Raw genomic sequence first — 16,985 nt, forward strand, 5'->3', positions numbered from 1 at the left:
GGCGGCTCACGTGGTGAGCCGCCTTCGGTGTGTTCAGAGCGGGATTCGCTTGCGGGAGAACGGGACTCGCGGGTGGGAGGGGTCAGCGCTCCTCGCCGATGACGGGCGGCGCGGTCTTCTCCGGGGCGCCGAGCAGGTCCCTCAGGTCCCCGCTGAGCCGGATCTTGGCCTTGTGCTCCTGGTCCTCGCCGCCCTTGCCGCCGCCCTGACCACCACCCATCATGCCGCCGCCCATCATGCCGCCCGCGCCCGGCGCACCGGGTTGGCCGGGCGCACCCGCGTGGGCCGCGGCGGCAGCGGGCGGTGCGGTGAACGGCTCCGCGGCGGGCGGGGTCGCACCTGTCATCGAACCGGGACCGGTTGGCGCTGCTGGGGCGGCACCGGCACCGGCCGCCGCGGGCATGGCGAACCCGCCGCCACCGCCACCGGCGTGCGGGGCCGCACCACCACCGCCACCGGCGTGCGCGCCCGCTGCCGTAGCGGCGGCGGCCGCGGTGGGCTGGGCCGCGGCGGGTGGCGGGGGCTTCGGCTTGTCCCCGTAGTCGTAGGACCAGTTCCGCGCGGGCACCTCGTGCTTGACGGTGATCTTCGAGAACGGGTCCTCGCCGTGCACCCCGTCGCACAGCTTGGTGAAGGCCTCCAGCACGTCCCGCACCGCCTCGAACAGCTGGCGGGTCGGCCGGTGCTGGTCGTCCAGGTACTCGGCGGCGCGCTTGTCCCCGTGCACCGGCACGGCCATCGCGCCGGACACCGACTCGGCGCTGTCGGCGAGCACCTCGCCCATCTCCGTCACCAGCTTGTGCACGCCGTCCGCGGTCTGGTCCAGCGCGTCGGCCATGGCGTTCATGGCATCGGACAGGTCGTTGCCGGACAGGCCGAACCCCTGCATGTAGGCGACGAAGGAGTCCGCGTCCTTGCCTTGCCACGCCGCGTCCAGCCCACCAAGCGAGCGCTTGAGCGAGTCGGTGACCTCGGCGGCGACCTTCGCGGCGGCACGCCAGCGCTCCGCCTCCTCGTGCAGCGCGCTGGGTTTGCCGACCACCGGGGCGTAGTACTGCTCCACCGGGTCGGTCACCCCGAGCTGGCGGCTGATCTGGGACAGGTAGTCCAGGTGCCCCTGGCTGACGGCCATCACCGACCACCCGCCCTGCGGATCGAGGCCGCGACGTCCTCGTCGTGCGAGCTGAAGTGCTCCGCGGTCTTGGACAGCGCCGCCGAGGCCGAGTTCAGTGCGTCCACGGCCCGGCTCAGCTGGTCCTGGAGGGTCTTGGCGGCCTGCTGGTACGCCTTGTCGGTCCCGGTGTTGCGGCCCAGTTCGCCGAACGCCTCGGCGGGCAGCTGCCCGGACCGGAGCGTGTCGCGCGCGGTGCCCAGCTCACTGCCCGAGCGGGCCACGGTACTGGCGTAACCCTTGATCCACTCGGGATCGACCTTGATACCGGTCACGCCCGTACCTCCTGCTCGCGAACCTGTTCCCCTCCGACGCCGCGCGGCCCCCGCCCGGTTCCCCTCAGTTGCCGGGTGTGCCTGGGGTACCGGAGGTCTGCGGGGACCCGAACGAGCCGACGTTGGCCGGTGGCGATGCCGAGTCGTAGGTCTTGGTGGCCAGCGCCGGGTCGAGCTGGGTGCCCGAGGGCAGCAACCCGACGATCTGCGCGGGCGCGGGCGGGAAGGTCGCCGGGTCGCCGAGGCCGAGGCCCTGCGCCACCTGCGTGCCCGTCATGCCCTTGGTCGAGGAGGCCACCCCGTACTTCACACCCAGGTCGGAGATCACGTAGATCGGCCCGGAGTAGCCCGCGTTCGTCCCGAAGGCCTTGTCCTGGTCCGAGACGCTGCCCCGCACCACGGCGGCCTGACCGGTGGGCATGTAGAACTGCGTCACCAACTGCCCGTCGGTGCTGGGCGTGCCGATCGGCTGGGCCTTCTTGTCCAGCGGCACCGGGTTGGTGTCCTTGGGCAGCACGGTCACCGTGGAGTGCTGCTCGTTGCCCTGGTAGGTCCAGGTGACGCAGCTGGTCTGGTTCTGGGTCGGGTCGACCGGGTTGGACGCCTGCTGCGGGAAGTTGTCGAACGGCTGCTCGCTGGTGTCCTCGCGGATCTGGCTGATGTCGAAGGGCTGCGCCTGGATCTCGGAGCCCGACACCTGGTTGCTGAACTCCAGCACGTGGGCCGCCGCCGGGGAGATCTTGTGCGTGCCGTCCTTGAGCAGCACGTAGCGCTGGTCCACGTCGCTGCCGTTGGTCACGTGCAGCACCGAGCCGATGACCGCGCCCTTGACGTTGAACTTGGAGGGCTGGTTCACCGAGGGGATTTCCGGGGCCTTGAGGTCGGCCACCTGCGGGATGGCGTTGAGCATCGCCGTGCTCACCGGGGTCGCGTAGGCGGGGTCGAGCCGGTAGGCGGCCTTGATCGCGGGGTCGTCCAGGAAGACCTTGGCCCGCACGGCCCGCGAGTTGGTCTCCACCCGGGACGACTGGGTGGGCGCGTACAGCGGCGCGGGTCGCTTGTAGACCAGGTAGTAGGTCTTGTCCGGGGTGACCATCAGGATGGGTGAGTCACCGAGCTCCGTGCCCAGGTTGGACATGCCCGCCAGCACGGTCACCGTCACCTTGCCGGTCACCGGGGTCGGCGTGTTCGCCAGGTTCACCGTGTCGCACAGCGCCCAGTCATTGCTGACGCGCTGACTCGATCCCGCGCCCGGCAGCAGCTGCGGACCGTCGACCAGGCCCTGCTTCTTGTCCCGGGGCACGTTCTTCAGCGCGTCGTCGTCGACCACCGTGACGGCGGCGACCGGGGGCGCGCTCGCGTTCTGCCCGCCGCCCTGCGCCGCACCGCCGCCCTGCGCGCCGTTCTGCTGCTGGGCGAGCAGCAGCAACCGAGCCGAGGTCACGTTGAAGGTCGGCACGAGCCGCTGGTTGCTCTGCGCGGCCTGGCCCATCAGCGCGTAGACGGCGCCGGACTGCTTGCCGATCACCACCCCCTGCTCACTGGGCAGCGATCCCGCGGGGTTGAGCACCCCGAAGATCACGAAGCCGATGCTGATGACCATGGCCACCAGCACGCCGACGGCCACGGCTCTGATGTGTGAGCTCATCGGGTCGTGCAGCATGACCGCGTCCTTGCGGACGAGAGCCGACTCCATCCTCCGCAGCATGAAGCGGTACGCCTGGACTTGCGACTTGCTGGTGGGTGTTGATGGCATTCTCGGCTCGCAGCTCTCCCGGTCGCGGTACGGTTCCGCAGGATAGCGGGACCGTGATCCGCCCGGGTGCCGTTCCGACGGACCCGATCGGATCACCTGCGCAGCACCGAGAGCAACGCCGAGGGGAAGAGACCGAGCGGATGTCCGTCACCACTCCACATCCGGGACCGCCCAACACGGGCCTGCCCTCGCCCGCTGCGGCGGCAGGCGCCCCGCGCGCCGCGCTGACGGTGCGCCGCCGCAAGGTCGGCGCCAGCCTCGGCGGCCTGCCGGTGGCCAACCTCGTCGTGCTCGAGGTGGGGCTGGGCCTGGGGCTGCTGCTGCTCGCGGTGAACCACTCGCTGCTGCCCGTCGCGGGCGGCATCGCGGTGCTCGCGCTGCTGGTGGCCTTCCTGCGCTGGGGTGGCCGCTGGTTCACCCAATGGGTTGGCCTCACCCTGCGCTACCTGTTCCGCTCGCACGCCCGCGCGGCGACCCCGTCGGCGGTACCCGCCGCGGACCCCGACTGGGTGGACGACGACGAGCGCATCACCGGTCCGGAGGACCCGAGGGTCGACCTGCTCCGGCTGGCCGTGCCGGACCTGGTCATCGCGCACGGCACCGACCACGAGCGACGCCCGCTCGGCCTCGCCTGGCACGAGGGCACCTGGACCGCAGTGCTGCGCGTGGAGCCCGCCCCGCAGCTGGTGACCCCGATCGGCAAGGCGCCCAACCTGCCGCTCGGTGCGCTCGCGCCCTGTCTGGAGGACCGGGGCGTGGTGCTCGACGCCATCCAGGTGCTGTGGCACTGCTACCCGGGCAGCGCCGTGCTGCCGCCCTCCTCGGACGCGCTGTCGGCCTACCTGGAGGTGCTCGGCCCGCTGCCCGCCTCGGCACGGCGGACCACCCTGGTCGCCGTCCGGCTGGACCCGCGCCGCTGCGGGGAGGCCGTGCGCGAGCGGGGCGGCGGCGTGGTCGGCGCGCACCGGGCGCTGATCGGGGCGCTGTCCCGGGTCCGCAGCGCACTGGAGGCCCGCGGGGTGCAGACCAGCCCGCTGGACCCCGACGAACTGATGGCCGCGGGCCTGTCCGCCGCCGAGCTGACCACCGCGCTGGGCGCCGACGGGGAGGTCGGGCTGCGCGAGAAGTGGGCCGGGGTGACGGCCGCGGGCATCGGACACTCCAGCTACGCGATCACCAACTGGCCAGGCAAGGGCATCAGCGGCAGCCTGAACGCCCTCACCAGCATCCGCGCGCTGTCCTCCACGGTGACGATGTCGATCTCGCCGGGCGCCCAGGAGGGCGAGGTGGGTCTGCGCGGGCTCGTGCGGGTCAGCGCCCGCACCCCCAGCGAGCTGTCCAGCGCCGAGAGCCGCCTGGAGAAGCTGGGCGAGCGGATCGGGCTGTCCCTGACCCCGCTGCGGGGCCTACAGGCCGCCGGGCTCGCCGCGACGCTGCCCTACGGAGGCTCAGCATGACCGCAAGTCAGAGCAGGGCCCAGGACACGCTGGGCAAGAACACCGCGCTGGCGCCGGAGTACCTGGTGTCCCCGGCGATGCTCGACGCGGTGAGCCCGTCCGCGGAGAGCGGCGGCGTGCTGCTGGGCTCGGACCCCAAGAACGAGCCCGCCAGCGTCGCCCTGCTGCGCAACCTGCCCACCCGCGTGGTCGCGCTGGGCGGGCTGTACCTGGCCAGGCAGATCGCGCTTCGGGCGATGGCCGCGGGCGCGTGGGTGATCGTCGCGACCGGGCGCCCGCAGGCCTGGCAGGTGCTCAGCCGGGCCGCCGGCACCACCCCGGACGGCCGCCCGCTGCCGCTGGTGCAGCTGCGCAGGCTCTCCCCGATCGAGCTGCCGCAGGGCACCGAGGACAGCCCGCTGCTCGTGGTGCACGACGGCGGCGCGACCCCGGTGGAGCTGTTCCCGCCGCGCTCGCCGTGGCAGACCACCATGTACGTGCTGCCCTACCTGCACCCGCAGGCCAGCACCGTGGCGTTCAACGCGGACCTGGTGCTGATACAGCGCCTGCAGGCCGCGCAGGCGCAGCTGGCGGGCCGGATCTGGCGGCTGCGCCCGCAGATGGTCAACGAGCTGGCCGGGCTCAAGGACGACCAGGTGATCGCGCTGGGCCGGGACCTGTGGCTACCGGTTCGACTGGTCAGCCAGGCGATGGAGCAGCAGATCCTGGGGCCGGTCCGCCGAGGCGACTGAAATCGATTCCGACCCGGAAGTGCCACAAAGGTGCCCCTCGCGACATTGACAGTCGCGAGGGGCACTTGTTGTTTCCGACGACAATCAGCCGACGTGCACGCTCGGGTTCTGCGAGCGCAGCTGCGACGGGTGGGCAGTCGCCGTCTCGTAATAGGTGTAGGTGTCAAAAGCGATCAGCGGATTCGCCGGGGCACCCGCGGCCGTGGTGATGGTGACATTGGCGCTCTTGGTGCCATTCGGCGGGATGACCACGTTGAAGGTCAGGCTCAGGTCGGTGGTCGCGTTCGGTGTGAAGGTGCAGCCGGAGATGTCACCGCTGCACGAGGTCCAGCCCCACGCGGTCGAGCTCGCCCAGTTGCGGTGCAGGCCGAGGTAGCTGAACACGACCTCGGAGCTCTCCGTGTTGGTGAAGGTGAAGGTGAAGGTCACCGCGCCGCCGGGGGCCACAGTGGTCGCGCTCTGGGTGACCGTGATGGGGTCGGCCACGGGCTCGGCGGAGGCGACCTGGGAGGCCGACAGCAGCAGGCCCAGGGTGGCGCACACGGTGGCGAAAACGCGCTTGAAGCTCACGGAGATCCAACTCCTCGCGGGGGTCAGGAGACTGCGGAAAACAAGCAGTTGGGACGCTAGCGCCGCCGCTCATTCCCCACCAAGAACCCGAATGGCCGCAGAATGCGTTCACTGTCAACACATTTCGCGAGGTTACAATTGTGGATGTGATACGCACCACATGCCAATTGCGTGACGAATAGGCTTACCCACAAAGAGTAATCCGTCACCCTTTCAGCAGCAGCGGCACGAGTTCGGTGACCTAACGCCCACCACAGCGCACATTGCGGGTCACCTCGGCGCGGGCGGCCAACTCCCCGTCGGCGGGGTAGTCCACCCGGATCAGGGCCAGTCCGTGCGGCGGGGCCACCGTGACCGAGCTCGTCCGCTCCGTGGCGGTGAGCAGCCCGGCGGGCCAGTCCGCCTGCTTGCGGCCCTCGCCCACGGCCAGCAGCGCGCCGACCAGGCTGCGCACCATGGAGTGGCAGAAGGCGTCGGCGGACACCGAGGCGAGCAGCACGCCCTCGGCGTCCCGCCGCCAGTCCAGGCGCTGAAGCTCGCGGATGGTGGTGGCGCCCTCGCGGCGACGGCAGAAGGCCACGAAGTCGTGCTCGCCGAGCAGCCTGCGGGAGGCCTCGTTGAGCGCGTCCAGGTCCAGCGGGCGGGGCCAGGCCAGGGTGTCCAGCCTGCGCATCGGGTCCGCCCCGTGCGGGGCGTCGGTGACCCGGTACACGTAGTGTCGCCGCAGCGCGGAGAAGCGGGCGTCGAACTCGGCGGGCACCTGACTGGCCCGGAAGACCCGCACATCGGTCGGCAGGAAGCGGGACAGCCGCTTCACCAGGCCGTCGACGTCCACAGTGGACGGGAGGTCGGCGTGCGCCACCTGCCCGGTGGCGTGCACCCCGGCATCGGTGCGCCCTGCCACGGTCAGCCGCACGTCGTGGCGCAGCACCTGGGACATCGAGTCCTCCAGCACCGCGCACACCGTGCGGCGGCCGGGCTGACGCGCCCAGCCGGAGAACTCGGTCCCGTCGTAACCGAGATCGAGCCGAATGCGGACGAGCCCGCCATCCCCGGTGGGGGTGACGGGCTCGTCCGGTGAACGAGAGGTCACTCGGCCTTCTCGGCCTTTGCCTCGTCGGTGGCCTCGACCTCGGCAGCGGCCTGGGTCTCGGCGGTGGCCTCCGCAGCCGGGGCCTCCTCGGTCGCCTCGACGGCGGGGGCCGCGACGGCCGCCTCGTCCTTGGCGAACTTGGTGCCACGGGCCGCCTCGGCCTCGGTGGTGACCAGCTTGTCCGCGACCAGCTCGATCACGGCCATCTGGGCGTTGTCACCCTTGCGCGGCATCGTCTTCACGATGCGGGTGTAGCCACCGTTGCGGTCGGCGAAGAACGGGCCGATCTCCGCGAACAGCTTGTGCAGCACGTCCTTGTCGCGGATGACCTTCAGGACCTCGCGGCGGTTGTGCAGGTCACCGCGCTTGGCCTTGGAGATCAGGCGCTCGGCGAGCGGGCGCAGCTTGCGGGCCTTGGCCTCGGTGGTCTTGATCCGGCCGTGGGTGAACAGAGCCGTGGCCAGGTTGGCCAGCAGCATCCGCTCGTGGGCCGGGGACCCGCCGAGACGGGCGCCCTTGGTAGGGGTGGGCATCTCTCTTGCTCCTCAGCATGGGCTCCGGCCGACAGGGCCGGAAAGGCAGCCTGTTACAGCTGCTCGGTCTCTGCGTAGTCCTGGCCGTCGTCGTGGTGGCCGTCCAGCCCGCCGTCGGACCACCCGGTGTCCGATGCCGGGAAGTCGGCAGCGGCAGCCGAGGGGTCGAACCCGGGAGGGCTGTCCTTGAGCGCGAGACCGAGGCCGACGAGCTTGAGCTTGACCTCGTCGATCGACTTCGCGCCGAAGTTACGGATGTCCAGCAGGTCGGCCTCGCTGCGCGAGACCAGTTCGCCGACGGTGTGGATGCCCTCACGCTTGAGGCAGTTGTACGAGCGCACGGTGAGGTCGAGGTCCTCGATCGGCATCGCGAAGGCCGCGATGGTGTCGGCCTCGGCGGGCGACGGGCCGATCTCGATGCCCTCGGCGTCAACGTTGAGCTCGCGAGCCAGGCCGAACAGCTCGACGAGGGTCTTGCCCGCGGAGGCCACGGCGTCCCTCGGCGTGATGGACGGCTTGCTCTCCACGTCCAGGATGAGCTTGTCGAAGTCGGTCCGCTGCTCAACACGGGTGGCCTCGACCTTGTAGGTCACCTTCAGCACCGGCGAGTAGATCGAGTCGACCGGGATCCGGCCGATCTCGGCGCCGGCCTGCTTGTTCTGCACCGCGGGGACGTAGCCGCGACCGCGCTCGACGACGAGCTCGATCTCCAGCTTGCCCTTGGCGTTCAGAGTGGCGATGTGCAGGTCGGGGTTGTGCACCGTGACACCCGCCGGGGGGACGATGTCACCGGCGGTCACCGCGCCGGGGCCCTGCTTGCGCAGGTACATCGTCACCGGCTCGTCCTCCTCGGAGCTCACGACCAGCTCCTTGAGGTTCAGGATGATGTCGGTGACATCCTCCTTGACCCCGGGAACGGTGGTGAACTCGTGCAGCACGCCGTCGATCCGGATGCTGGTCACCGCGGCGCCCGGGATGGACGACAGCAGCGTGCGGCGGATCGAGTTGCCCAGCGTGTAGCCGAAGCCGGGCTCCAGCGGCTCGATGACGAACCGGGAACGGGTGTCGTTGATGGGCTCCTCGGCCAGCGAGGGGCGCTGTGAAATGAGCACTGCTTACCTTCTTCCTCCACCGACGCCCGCTATTTGACGCCGGGGCGAACGCGGTGCGCACGTCCGGTGTGCGCACCGCCGAGTCCGGGGCGGCCGCCGCGAACGGCGACCGCCCCGGAGCGGATCACTTCGAGTACAGCTCGACGATCAGCTGCTCCGTGACCGGCGTGTCGATCTGGGCCCGCTCGGGGAGCTGGTGCACCAGGACGCGCAGGCTGGACGGAACGAGCTGCAGCCACGCGGGGATCGGACGGTCACCGATCGTCGCCTTGGCCACCTCGAAGGGCAGCGTCGGCAGCGACTTCGGCTTCACGTCGATGATGTCCCACTTGGAGACCCGGTAGCTGGGGATGTTGACCTTGTGGCCGTTCACGATGAAGTGACCGTGGCTGACCAGCTGGCGGGCCTGCCGACGGGTACGGGCCAGGCCAGCGCGGTAGACCACGTTGTCCAGCCGCGACTCGAGGATCTGCAGCAGGTTCTCACCGGTCTTGCCGGGCCTGCGCACAGCCTCCTCGTAGTACTTGCGGAACTGGCGCTCGAGCACGCCGTAGGTGTAGCGAGCCTTCTGCTTCTCCTGCATCTGCAGGAGGTACTCGCTCTCCTTGATGCGCCCGCGGCCGTGCTGGCCGGGCGGGTACGGACGGCGCTCGAAAGCCTGGTCGCCGCCAACGAGGTCGACCTTGAGGCGACGCGAGATGCGCGTCGCGGGGCCGGTGTAACGAGCCATCTGTGCTTACTCCTCCCCGTGCCTCAGACCCGGCGCCGCTTGGGCGGGCGGCAGCCGTTGTGGGGCTGCGGGGTCACGTCCTGGATGGTGCCGACCTCGAGGCCAGCGGCCTGCAGCGAACGGATCGCGGTCTCCCGGCCGGAACCGGGGCCCTTCACGAACACGTCCACCTTGCGCATGCCGTGCTCGGCGGCCTTGCGGGCGGCGTTCTCAGCGGCCATCTGGGCGGCGAACGGCGTGGACTTGCGAGAGCCCTTGAAACCGACGTGGCCGGCGGAGGCCCACGCGATCACAGCGCCGGTCGGGTCCGTGATGGACACGATCGTGTTGTTGAACGTGCTCTTGATGTGGGCGTGCCCGTGAGAGACGTTCTTCTTCTCCTTGCGCCGGACCTTCTTGACCCCGGCGCCGGAGCGGGTCTTGGGTGGCATGTCTTCGGTGATCTCCTAGCTAGCGACGCGGGGTTACTTCTTACCGGCCTTCTTCTTGCCGGCCACCGTCTTCTTCGGACCCTTGCGGGTGCGGGCGTTGGTCTTCGTCCGCTGACCGCGCACGGGAAGCCCACGACGGTGCCGAAGCCCCTCGTAGCAGCCGATCTCCATCTTGCGACGGATGTCGGCCTGGATCTCGCGGCGGAGGTCACCCTCGACCTTGTAGCTGCTCTCGATCTGCTCGCGCAGCTTGGCCAGGTCCTCGTCGGAGAGGTCCTTGGCGCGCAGGTCCGGGCTGACGCCGGTCGCTGCCAGGAGCTCCTTCGAGCGGGTACGGCCAATGCCGAAGATGTAGGTCAGCGCGATCTCCATCCGCTTCTCGCGGGGGAGGTCTACGCCAGCGAGTCGTGCCATGCGGCGTTCTAGCTCCTCACTGTCTTCACTCCAGGTCTGCTCCTCGTCCGTTCTGGGACCGACTCGCTGTGCCGATCACGCTCGCTCTCGCGGGCGCTGTCCCAGCCCCGGCCTGGAGTCCGGGGGTGAGCCGGGCGACGCGCTGGGCGCTGCCCGACAGGGTCGAGGAGGCTCTGTACTCATATGTCGCGTCGTGGAAGACGGCGACTCGTGCGTTCGGGGCCGAGGCCCCGGCGATCAGCCCTGGCGCTGCTTGTGGCGCAGGTTCTCGCAGATCACCATGACCCGGCCGTGACGGCGGATCACCTTGCACTTGTCGCAGATCTTCTTGACGCTCGGCTGGACCTTCACGGTCGTGCACTCCTGCTGTGCTCGTTACGCTCCCCCGCGCGTGTGCGGGAGGGCGATGCCGCGTGCCCGGGTCGTGAAGATCCGGACACCGTGGAGGTCACTTGTAGCGGTAGACGATTCGGCCGCGGGACAGGTCGTAGGGCGACAGCTCCACGACAACGCGGTCCTCCGGCAGGATGCGGATGTAGTGCTGCCGCATCTTGCCGCTGATGTGTGCGAGAACCTTGTGACCGTTCTCCAACTCGACGCGGAACATCGCGTTGGGGAGCGGCTCGACTACGCGGCCCTCGACCTCAATGGCCCCGTCCTTCTTGCCCATGTCCTCCGCGTTTCGTGACGGTGGTATATCTGGCATGACCCCCGGTCGCCGGACTGGGCCGGAAACCGGGCGCGGGCACACACCGCCCCGACTCCGAGGGGCCTCTCGATCTTGGTACGTGGCGAACGGGCAGGCCAGAGGCCATGCTCGCAGCTCCACAGGCACGACGGAACCGGCGCGACGAGTGCGCCGTCAACCCAGTGTACGCAGGTCGGGGGCACAACCCAAATCGGGCGCTGGTCAGTCGCGGTCCGAGCGGCCCCAGCCCAGCAGCCAGCCCATCACGAGCAGCGCACCCCAGGGCCCGGCGACCCAGATCCACCACGGGTACACCCAGTGCGGGGTGGTGAGCTGCACCATGCCCCAGATGACCACGTTCAGCACGCTCACGGTCAGCCACGCGCCGACGGCGGCCCGCACGACGCGACCGCGCCGAGACCTGCGGGCGGGTGGCTGAGCGGGCGGCGGGGTGGGCGCCGGGTGCTGCACCTGGACGACCGGTGGCCGGACCACCGAGACGTCGGGCAGGTCGGCGGTCAGCAGGGCCAGCTCACCGTAGGTGCGCGCGGCCCAGATCTGCGCCGTGCGCTCGTCGAACTCAGCCAGGTTCAGCCGCCCCTCGGCATGCGCGACCTCCACCTGCTTGGCCACCCGCTTGCGGTCGGCGTCCGACACCCGCATGTTCTCCTGCGGCACTGGCTGGTCCACGGCTCCATCCTGGCACGCCGCACCCGGCCGGGGGCGCGTCTCCGCACAAACGCACCAGCGTGATTCCGGTGCTCGGGCAGGGACACCAACGGCTCGGCACCCCCACGCAGGTGGTGGCGGTGCCGAGCCGGGTAGGTGGTGTGACTCAGTCCTCGGGGGCGGTGAGCACCCAGGGGCCCTCGTCGGTGATGGCCACCGAGTGCTCCCAGTGCGCGGCCCGCGTGCCGTCGGCGGTGACCACGGTCCAGCCGTCGGACAGCTCGGTGGTCTGGTCGGTGCCCAGGGTCAGCATCGGCTCGATGGCGATGGCCATGCCCGCGCGCAGCTTGGGCCCCTTGCCGGGCTTGCCGTAGTTGGGCAGGAACGGCTCCATGTGCATCTGGGTGCCGATGCCGTGGCCGCCGTAGTCGGTGACGATGCCGTACTCGACCCCGTCGGCCTCGTCGGAGCGGTGCACCGAGGACTCGATGGCGAAGGAGATGTCGGTCAGCTTGGCCCCGACCACCGCCGCCTCGATACCGGCCAGCATGCAGGCCCTGGTCGCCTCGGACAGCTTGCGGTCGGCCTCGCTCGCGGCACCGATCAGGATGGTGACCGCGGCGTCGCCGTGCCAGCCGTTCAGGATCGCCCCGCAGTCCACCGACACCAGGTCGCCGTCGGCGAGCACCTGCTCGCGCGCCGGGATGCCGTGCACCACCTGCTCGTTGACCGAGGAGCAGATCGAGGCGGGGAAGCCGTGGTAGCCCTTGAAGGAGGGCACGGCCCCGGCGTCCCGGATGGTCTGCTCGGCCAACTCGTCCAGCTCGCCGGTGCTCACCCCGGCGGCGGCGTGCTCGGTCATCAGCCTCAGCGCGCGGGCGACCACGATCCCGGCCGCCCGCATCGCCTCCAGCTCGGACCGAGTCTTGATCTCGATCCCACGGCCCCGCTTCAACACCGGCTCAGGCCTCCGCGCGCAGCGCCTTGAGCGCCCGCTCGGTGATCTCCTCGACGGCGCCCACGGCGTCCACGGTGATCAGGATCTCGGAGTAGTAGTCCAGCAGCGGAGCGGTCTCCGAGCGGTAGACCTCCTGGCGGCGCCGGATGACCCCCTCGTTGTCGTCGGCACGGCCGCGGGAGAGCAGCCGCTGCACGACGATGTCCTCGGGGACGTCGAACTCCAGCACGGCATCCAGCTTCGTGCCCGCCTCGGCGAGGATGCCGGCGAGCACGTCCGCCTGCGCGGTGTTGCGGGGGAAGCCGTCGAGCAGGAAGCCCTCGCGGGCGTCCGGATCGGCCAGCCGGTCCTGCACCATCGCGTTGGTCACCGAGTCGGGAACCAGTTCACCCGCGTCGAGGTACTTCTTCGCCTCGACCCCGAGTGGCGTCTCCTCCCGCACGTTGGCCCGGAACAGGTCACCCGTGGAGATGTGGGGTACCGAGAGCTTCTCGCTCAGCACCGACGCCTGAGTACCCTTGCCCGCACCCGGCGGGCCGACGAGGACGAGTCTCACTACCGCAGGAACCCTTCGTAGTTGCGCTGCATGAGCTGGCTCTCGATCTGCTTGATCGTGTCGAGACCGACGCCAACCATGATCAGCACAGCGGTGCCACCGAACGGGAAGTTGTTGTTCTGTCCTCCCGGACCGGTGATGCTCAGGAAGAAGCTCGGGAGCACGGCGATCAGGCCCAGGTAGAGCGAGCCCGGCAGCGTGATCCTGTTGAGCACGAAGCTGAGGTACTCCGCGGTCGGCCGACCGGGCCGGATACCGGGGATGAAGCCGCCGAACTTCCTCATCTCGTCAGCGCGCTCATCGGGGTTGAACGTGATCGCGACGTAGAAGTAGGTGAAGAAGATGATCAGAGCGAAGTACAGCGCGATGTGGCCGTAGCTGGACGGGTCCACGATGTAGGTCTGCACGAACTGCTGCCAGCTGCCATCCACCGCGGAGCCCTGCGTCAGCGAGATGATCAGCTGCGGCAGGTAGAGCAGCGAGGAGGCGAAGATGACCGGGATGACACCGGCCTGGTTCACCTTCAGCGGCAGGTAGGTGGAGGTGCCGCCGTACATCCTGCGGCCGATCATGCGCTTGGCGTACTGCACCGGGATCCGGCGCTGCGCCTGCTCCAGGAAGATGACGAAGCCGATGATCAGCAGGCCGAGCACGCAGATGACGGCGAAGACCAGGCCGCCGCTGTTGCTCAGGATGTTCTGGCCCTCGGTGGGGATGCGGGCCGCGATGCTGGTGAACATCAGGATGGACATGCCGTTGCCGATGCCGCGCTCGGTGATGAGCTCGCCGAACCACATGATCATCGCGGTGCCCGCGGTCATGGTGATGACGATGACGGCCAGGGTGAACACGTCCTGGTTCGGGATCGGCTGCACGGCGCAGCCCTGGAACAGCTGCCCGCGCACGGCCAGCGCCACGATGCCCGTGGACTGCAGGATGGCCAGCGCGACGGTCAGGTAGCGCGTGTACTGGGTCAGCTTGTTCTGACCGGACTGGCCTTCCTTCTTCAGCTGCTCGAACCGCGGGATGACCACGGTGAGCAGCTGGATGATGATGCTCGCGGTGATGTAGGGCAGGATGCCCAGCGAGAAGACCGACAGCTGTAGCAGCGCACCGCCGCTGAACAGGCTGATCAGGCCGTAGATCCCACCGCTCTGGTCCTGCTGACTGACACACTGCTGGACGTTCGCGAAGTTCACACCCGGGGAAGGCACGTGCGAGCCCAACCGGTACAACGCCATGATCCCGAGCGTGAACAGGATCTTGCGGCGCAGGTCCGGCGTCGCGAGAGCCGAGCGGAAGGCGCCTAGCACGCGTGACCTCCTCGGCGTCACCGGTCTCCAGACCGATGAACGGCTTGTCCGACCACTGGTCGGCTGATGACAACCTGGCGACAAGCCAGGAACGCTTCGCGCCGTCTGGCCCGAAGCGTGCTCACGACTCTAACAGGCCCACCGGGCGCTACGGACCCCGCCAGGTGGATAAACCCCGCAATGGCCGCCCCACCCTTGGCACAACCAGCGGAAATCCGCCTGGCAAGCGTTTGCGTCCTGCGGAAGAGCCGAGAACGGCAACGGCCGGCAGGGCGAGGCCCTGCCGGCCGTTGCACAGCGCTCGGGGGTCACACCGTGGTGGTGGTCCCGCCCGCAGCGGCGATCTTCTCCACCGCGGAACCGGAGAACTTGTTCGCGGTGACGTCCAGCTTCACGCCGTCCAGGTCGCCGTCGCCGAGGACCTTGACGGGCTGGCCCTTGCGGACCAGACCGGCCTCGACCAGCTTGGCCACGTCAACCGAGCCACCCTCCGGGAAGACCCGGGCGATGTCGGAGACGTTGACCACCTGGTACTCGGTGCGGAAGCGGTTGCGGAAGCCCTTCAGCTTCGGCAGCCGCATGTGCAGCGGCATCTGGCCACCCTCGAAGCGCGCGGGGGTGTTCTTGCGTGCCCCGGTGCCCTTCGTACCGCGACCAGCGGTCTTGCCCTTGGAACCCTCACCGCGGCCGACCCGGGTCTTCGCCGTCTTGGCGCCGGGAGCGGGGCGGAGGTGGTGGATCTTGATGGTCATCAGTTGACCTCCTCCACGACCACCAGGTGCCGCACGGTGTGGATCAGACCGCGGGTGACCGCGTCGTCCTCACGCACGACGGACTGGCGGATCTTGCGCAGCCCCAGAGTCCGCAGCGACTCGCGGTGGTTCTGCTTGGTACCGATGGTGCTCTTGACCTGCGTCACCTTGAGCTGTGCCACGGCCGTCACACCCCCTGCCCTGCACGAGCGCGCAGCATGCCGGCCGGAGCGACGTCCTCCAGCGGCAGACCACGACGGGCGGCGACCTCTTCGGGGCGCTGCAGGCCCTTCAGGGCGGCCACGGTGGCGTGCACGATGTTGATGGCGTTGTCGCTGCCCAGCGACTTGCTCAGCACGTCGTGCACACCCGCGCACTCCAGCACGGCGCGGACCGGGCCACCGGCGATGACACCGGTACCGGCGCTGGCCGGGCGCAGCAGCACCACGCCGGCGGCCTTCTCGCCCTGGACCGGGTGCGGGATGGTGCCGCCGATGCGGGGGACGCGGAAGAAGTTCTTCTTCGCCTCCTCCACACCCTTGGCGATGGCGGCCGGAACTTCCTTGGCCTTGCCGTAGCCGACGCCCACCATGCCGTCGCCGTCACCGACGATCACCAGCGCGGTGAAGCTGAAGCGACGACCACCCTTGACGACCTTCGCCACGCGGTTGATGGCGACAACGCGCTCGAGGTGCGGGGTCTTCTCCTGGGCCGCCCCGCCACGGCCACCGTCACGACGGTCGCGGCGCTCTCCGCGCTCGCCACCGCCGCCTTCGCGACGCGTGCGTCCTGGCATCAGGCGTCCCTCTCAATTCCAGTGGTGTACATCTGTCAGAACTCCAGCCCCGCCTCGCGGGCGGCGTCAGCCAGCGCGGCGATCCGGCCGTGGTAGTCGTAACCACCGCGGTCGAACACGACCTTGGCGATGCCCGCCTCCTTGGCCCTGGCGGCGACCAGCTGGCCCACCTTGGTGGCGCGGGCCTTCTTGTCGCCCTCCATCGCCCGGACGTCGGCCTCGAGGCTCGAGGCGGAGGCCAGGGTGTGGCCGGCGAGGTCGTCGATGACCTGCACGACGATGTGCCGCGCGGACCGGTTGACGACCATGCGGGGACGCTCGGGCGTGCCGCTGATCTTCTTGCGGAGACGGAAGTGACGGCGGGCCCTGGCAACGCGACGCGTCGTGGACACGTCCTTGCCAACCGGCTTCCTCTTGGTAGCAGTGGACTCAGCCATGATCACTTACCCGTCTTCCCGACCTTGCGGCGGATCTTCTCGCCCGCGTACCGCACGCCCTTGCCCTTGTACGGGTCGGGCTTGCGCAGCTTGCGGATGTTGGCGGCGACCTCGCCGACCAACTGCTTGTCGATGCCCTGGACGGAGAACTTGGTCGGGGTCTCCACCACGAAGGTGATGCCCGCCGGCGCCTTCACCGGGACCGGGTGGCTGTAGCCCAGCGCGAACTCCAGGTCGGAACCCTTGAGCTGCACGCGGTAACCGACGCCGGTGATCTCCATCTTCTTCTCGTAGCCCTGCGTCACACCGATGATCAGGTTGTTGATCAGCGTGCGGGACAGGCCGTGCAGCGAGCGCGACAGCCGCTCGTCGTTGGGCCGGGTCACCTGCAGGGTGCCGTCCTCGGCACGCTCCACGGCGATCGGCTCGGCCACGGTGTGCGCCAGGGCGCCCTTCGGCCCCTTCACGTTCACCACCTGGCCGTCGATGTTCACATCGACCCCGGCGGGGACGGTGATGGGCAGCTTTCCAATGCGCGACATC

At 69.7% G+C, this 16,985-nt stretch carries 23 protein-coding genes; 2 read left to right on the forward strand and 21 right to left on the reverse strand.

What is annotated here, in order from left to right; all coding sequences use genetic code 11:
• Window positions 1-82: 82 nt before the first annotated feature.
• The 3 genes from KALB_RS40240 to eccB all read right to left on the reverse strand — a co-directional run bounded on the left by KALB_RS40240 (window position 83) and on the right by eccB (window position 3,202).
• Window positions 83-1,132 (reverse strand): WXG100 family type VII secretion target, encoded by a 1,050-nt coding sequence (locus tag KALB_RS40240; RefSeq protein WP_042223120.1) that lies wholly within the window; start codon window positions 1,130-1,132, stop codon window positions 83-85.
• The gene (locus KALB_RS40245; RefSeq protein ID WP_025361349.1) at window positions 1,132-1,446 is read right to left on the reverse strand and encodes a DUF2563 family protein; all 315 of its coding nucleotides are present in this window, start codon (window positions 1,444-1,446) and stop codon (window positions 1,132-1,134) included. The genes KALB_RS40240 and KALB_RS40245 overlap by 1 nt, the downstream gene beginning before the upstream one ends.
• A 64-nt stretch (window positions 1,447-1,510) precedes the next feature.
• Complete coding sequence (eccB, locus tag KALB_RS40250) at window positions 1,511-3,202, reverse strand: type VII secretion protein EccB (protein ID WP_025361350.1); 1,692 nt, start codon at window positions 3,200-3,202, stop codon at window positions 1,511-1,513.
• Between the two features lie 272 nt (window positions 3,203-3,474).
• Between eccB and eccE the strand changes: the two genes are divergently transcribed.
• Window positions 3,475-4,659: a type VII secretion protein EccE gene (gene eccE / locus KALB_RS40255; protein ID WP_025361351.1), complete on the forward strand. Its 1,185-nt coding sequence runs from the start codon at window positions 3,475-3,477 to the stop codon at window positions 4,657-4,659.
• Window positions 4,656-5,390: a hypothetical protein gene (locus KALB_RS40260; RefSeq protein ID WP_025361352.1), complete on the forward strand. Its 735-nt coding sequence runs from the start codon at window positions 4,656-4,658 to the stop codon at window positions 5,388-5,390. The genes eccE and KALB_RS40260 overlap by 4 nt, the downstream gene beginning before the upstream one ends.
• Before the next feature lie 84 nt (window positions 5,391-5,474).
• Here the strand turns inward: KALB_RS40260 and KALB_RS40265 are convergent, their stop codons facing one another.
• The 18 genes from KALB_RS40265 to rplF form a co-directional block, all read right to left on the reverse strand.
• Window positions 5,475-5,960, reverse strand: a complete 486-nt coding sequence (locus KALB_RS40265; protein ID WP_025361353.1) for a hypothetical protein — start codon at window positions 5,958-5,960, stop codon at window positions 5,475-5,477.
• Between the two features lie 241 nt (window positions 5,961-6,201).
• Complete coding sequence (truA, locus tag KALB_RS40270) at window positions 6,202-7,053, reverse strand: tRNA pseudouridine(38-40) synthase TruA (RefSeq protein ID WP_025361354.1); 852 nt, start codon at window positions 7,051-7,053, stop codon at window positions 6,202-6,204.
• Complete coding sequence (gene rplQ / locus KALB_RS40275) at window positions 7,050-7,586, reverse strand: 50S ribosomal protein L17 (protein WP_025361355.1); 537 nt, start codon at window positions 7,584-7,586, stop codon at window positions 7,050-7,052. The genes truA and rplQ overlap by 4 nt, the downstream gene beginning before the upstream one ends.
• Before the next feature lie 53 nt (window positions 7,587-7,639).
• Window positions 7,640-8,698, reverse strand: a complete 1,059-nt coding sequence (locus KALB_RS40280; protein ID WP_025361356.1) for a DNA-directed RNA polymerase subunit alpha — start codon at window positions 8,696-8,698, stop codon at window positions 7,640-7,642.
• A gap of 124 nt (window positions 8,699-8,822) precedes the next feature.
• Window positions 8,823-9,428 carry a 30S ribosomal protein S4 gene (gene rpsD, locus KALB_RS40285; RefSeq protein ID WP_025361357.1) on the reverse strand — a complete coding sequence of 202 codons (606 nt, stop codon included), beginning with the start codon at window positions 9,426-9,428 and terminating at the stop codon, window positions 8,823-8,825.
• Between the two features lie 23 nt (window positions 9,429-9,451).
• The gene (gene rpsK, locus KALB_RS40290) at window positions 9,452-9,859 is read right to left on the reverse strand and encodes a 30S ribosomal protein S11 (RefSeq protein ID WP_025361358.1); all 408 of its coding nucleotides are present in this window, start codon (window positions 9,857-9,859) and stop codon (window positions 9,452-9,454) included.
• A gap of 33 nt (window positions 9,860-9,892) precedes the next feature.
• A complete protein-coding gene (gene rpsM / locus KALB_RS40295; protein ID WP_025361359.1) occupies window positions 9,893-10,273 on the reverse strand; it encodes a 30S ribosomal protein S13 in 381 nt (126 codons plus the stop codon).
• Between the two features lie 237 nt (window positions 10,274-10,510).
• Complete coding sequence (rpmJ, locus tag KALB_RS40300) at window positions 10,511-10,624, reverse strand: 50S ribosomal protein L36 (RefSeq protein WP_010148647.1); 114 nt, start codon at window positions 10,622-10,624, stop codon at window positions 10,511-10,513.
• A gap of 97 nt (window positions 10,625-10,721) precedes the next feature.
• Window positions 10,722-10,943: a translation initiation factor IF-1 gene (gene infA, locus KALB_RS40305; protein ID WP_005166804.1), complete on the reverse strand. Its 222-nt coding sequence runs from the start codon at window positions 10,941-10,943 to the stop codon at window positions 10,722-10,724.
• Window positions 10,944-11,183: 240 nt separating this feature from the next.
• Window positions 11,184-11,651 carry a DUF1707 SHOCT-like domain-containing protein gene (locus KALB_RS40310; RefSeq protein WP_051912867.1) on the reverse strand — a complete coding sequence of 156 codons (468 nt, stop codon included), beginning with the start codon at window positions 11,649-11,651 and terminating at the stop codon, window positions 11,184-11,186.
• A 145-nt stretch (window positions 11,652-11,796) separates the two neighbouring features.
• Window positions 11,797-12,588 (reverse strand): type I methionyl aminopeptidase, encoded by a 792-nt coding sequence (gene map, locus KALB_RS40315; RefSeq protein ID WP_030107788.1) that lies wholly within the window; start codon window positions 12,586-12,588, stop codon window positions 11,797-11,799.
• A gap of 4 nt (window positions 12,589-12,592) precedes the next feature.
• On the reverse strand, window positions 12,593-13,144 hold the full coding sequence (locus KALB_RS40320; RefSeq protein WP_025361362.1) for an adenylate kinase: 552 nt from the start codon (window positions 13,142-13,144) through the stop codon (window positions 12,593-12,595).
• Window positions 13,144-14,457, reverse strand: a complete 1,314-nt coding sequence (gene secY, locus KALB_RS40325) for a preprotein translocase subunit SecY (protein WP_025361363.1) — start codon at window positions 14,455-14,457, stop codon at window positions 13,144-13,146. Before secY ends, KALB_RS40320 begins: the two co-directional genes overlap by 1 nt.
• A gap of 308 nt (window positions 14,458-14,765) precedes the next feature.
• Window positions 14,766-15,212, reverse strand: coding sequence for a 50S ribosomal protein L15 (rplO, locus tag KALB_RS40330; RefSeq protein WP_148309839.1), 447 nt, complete (start codon window positions 15,210-15,212; stop codon window positions 14,766-14,768).
• Complete coding sequence (rpmD, locus tag KALB_RS40335) at window positions 15,209-15,391, reverse strand: 50S ribosomal protein L30 (protein ID WP_025361365.1); 183 nt, start codon at window positions 15,389-15,391, stop codon at window positions 15,209-15,211. The genes rplO and rpmD overlap by 4 nt, the downstream gene beginning before the upstream one ends.
• 5 nt (window positions 15,392-15,396) lie before the next feature.
• Window positions 15,397-16,005 carry a 30S ribosomal protein S5 gene (rpsE, locus tag KALB_RS40340; RefSeq protein ID WP_025361366.1) on the reverse strand — a complete coding sequence of 203 codons (609 nt, stop codon included), beginning with the start codon at window positions 16,003-16,005 and terminating at the stop codon, window positions 15,397-15,399.
• Window positions 16,006-16,040: 35 nt separating this feature from the next.
• Entirely contained in the window at window positions 16,041-16,442 is a 402-nt protein-coding gene (gene rplR / locus KALB_RS40345; RefSeq protein WP_025361367.1) for a 50S ribosomal protein L18, read from the reverse strand.
• Window positions 16,443-16,444: 2 nt separating this feature from the next.
• On the reverse strand, window positions 16,445-16,984 hold the full coding sequence (rplF, locus tag KALB_RS40350; RefSeq protein WP_025361368.1) for a 50S ribosomal protein L6: 540 nt from the start codon (window positions 16,982-16,984) through the stop codon (window positions 16,445-16,447).
• Window position 16,985 lies beyond the last annotated feature (1 nt).

It is taken from the genome of Kutzneria viridogrisea DSM 43870, assembly GCF_000525635.1.
GTDB lineage: Bacteria > Actinomycetota > Actinomycetes > Mycobacteriales > Pseudonocardiaceae > Kutzneria > Kutzneria viridogrisea.

Excerpts from the sequence above, each read along its gene's own strand:
- KALB_RS40240 (WP_042223120.1), bottom strand. The coding sequence starts at position 1,132 with ATGGCCGTCAGCCAGGGGCACCTGGACTACCTGTCCCAGATCAGCCGC.
- eccB (WP_025361350.1), bottom strand. The coding sequence starts at position 3,202 with ATGCCATCAACACCCACCAGCAAGTCGCAAGTCCAGGCGTACCGCTTC.
- KALB_RS40260 (WP_025361352.1), top strand. The coding sequence starts at position 4,656 with ATGACCGCAAGTCAGAGCAGGGCCCAGGACACGCTGGGCAAGAACACC.
- rplQ (WP_025361355.1), bottom strand. The coding sequence starts at position 7,586 with ATGCCCACCCCTACCAAGGGCGCCCGTCTCGGCGGGTCCCCGGCCCAC.
- rpsD (WP_025361357.1), bottom strand. The coding sequence starts at position 9,428 with ATGGCTCGTTACACCGGCCCCGCGACGCGCATCTCGCGTCGCCTCAAG.
- rpsK (WP_025361358.1), bottom strand. The coding sequence starts at position 9,859 with ATGCCACCCAAGACCCGCTCCGGCGCCGGGGTCAAGAAGGTCCGGCGC.
- rpsM (WP_025361359.1), bottom strand. The coding sequence starts at position 10,273 with ATGGCACGACTCGCTGGCGTAGACCTCCCCCGCGAGAAGCGGATGGAG.
- infA (WP_005166804.1), bottom strand. The coding sequence starts at position 10,943 with ATGGGCAAGAAGGACGGGGCCATTGAGGTCGAGGGCCGCGTAGTCGAG.
- rpsE (WP_025361366.1), bottom strand. The coding sequence starts at position 16,005 with ATGCCAGGACGCACGCGTCGCGAAGGCGGCGGTGGCGAGCGCGGAGAG.
- rplR (WP_025361367.1), bottom strand. The coding sequence starts at position 16,442 with ATGGCTGAGTCCACTGCTACCAAGAGGAAGCCGGTTGGCAAGGACGTG.
- rplF (WP_025361368.1), bottom strand. The coding sequence starts at position 16,984 with ATGTCGCGCATTGGAAAGCTGCCCATCACCGTCCCCGCCGGGGTCGAT.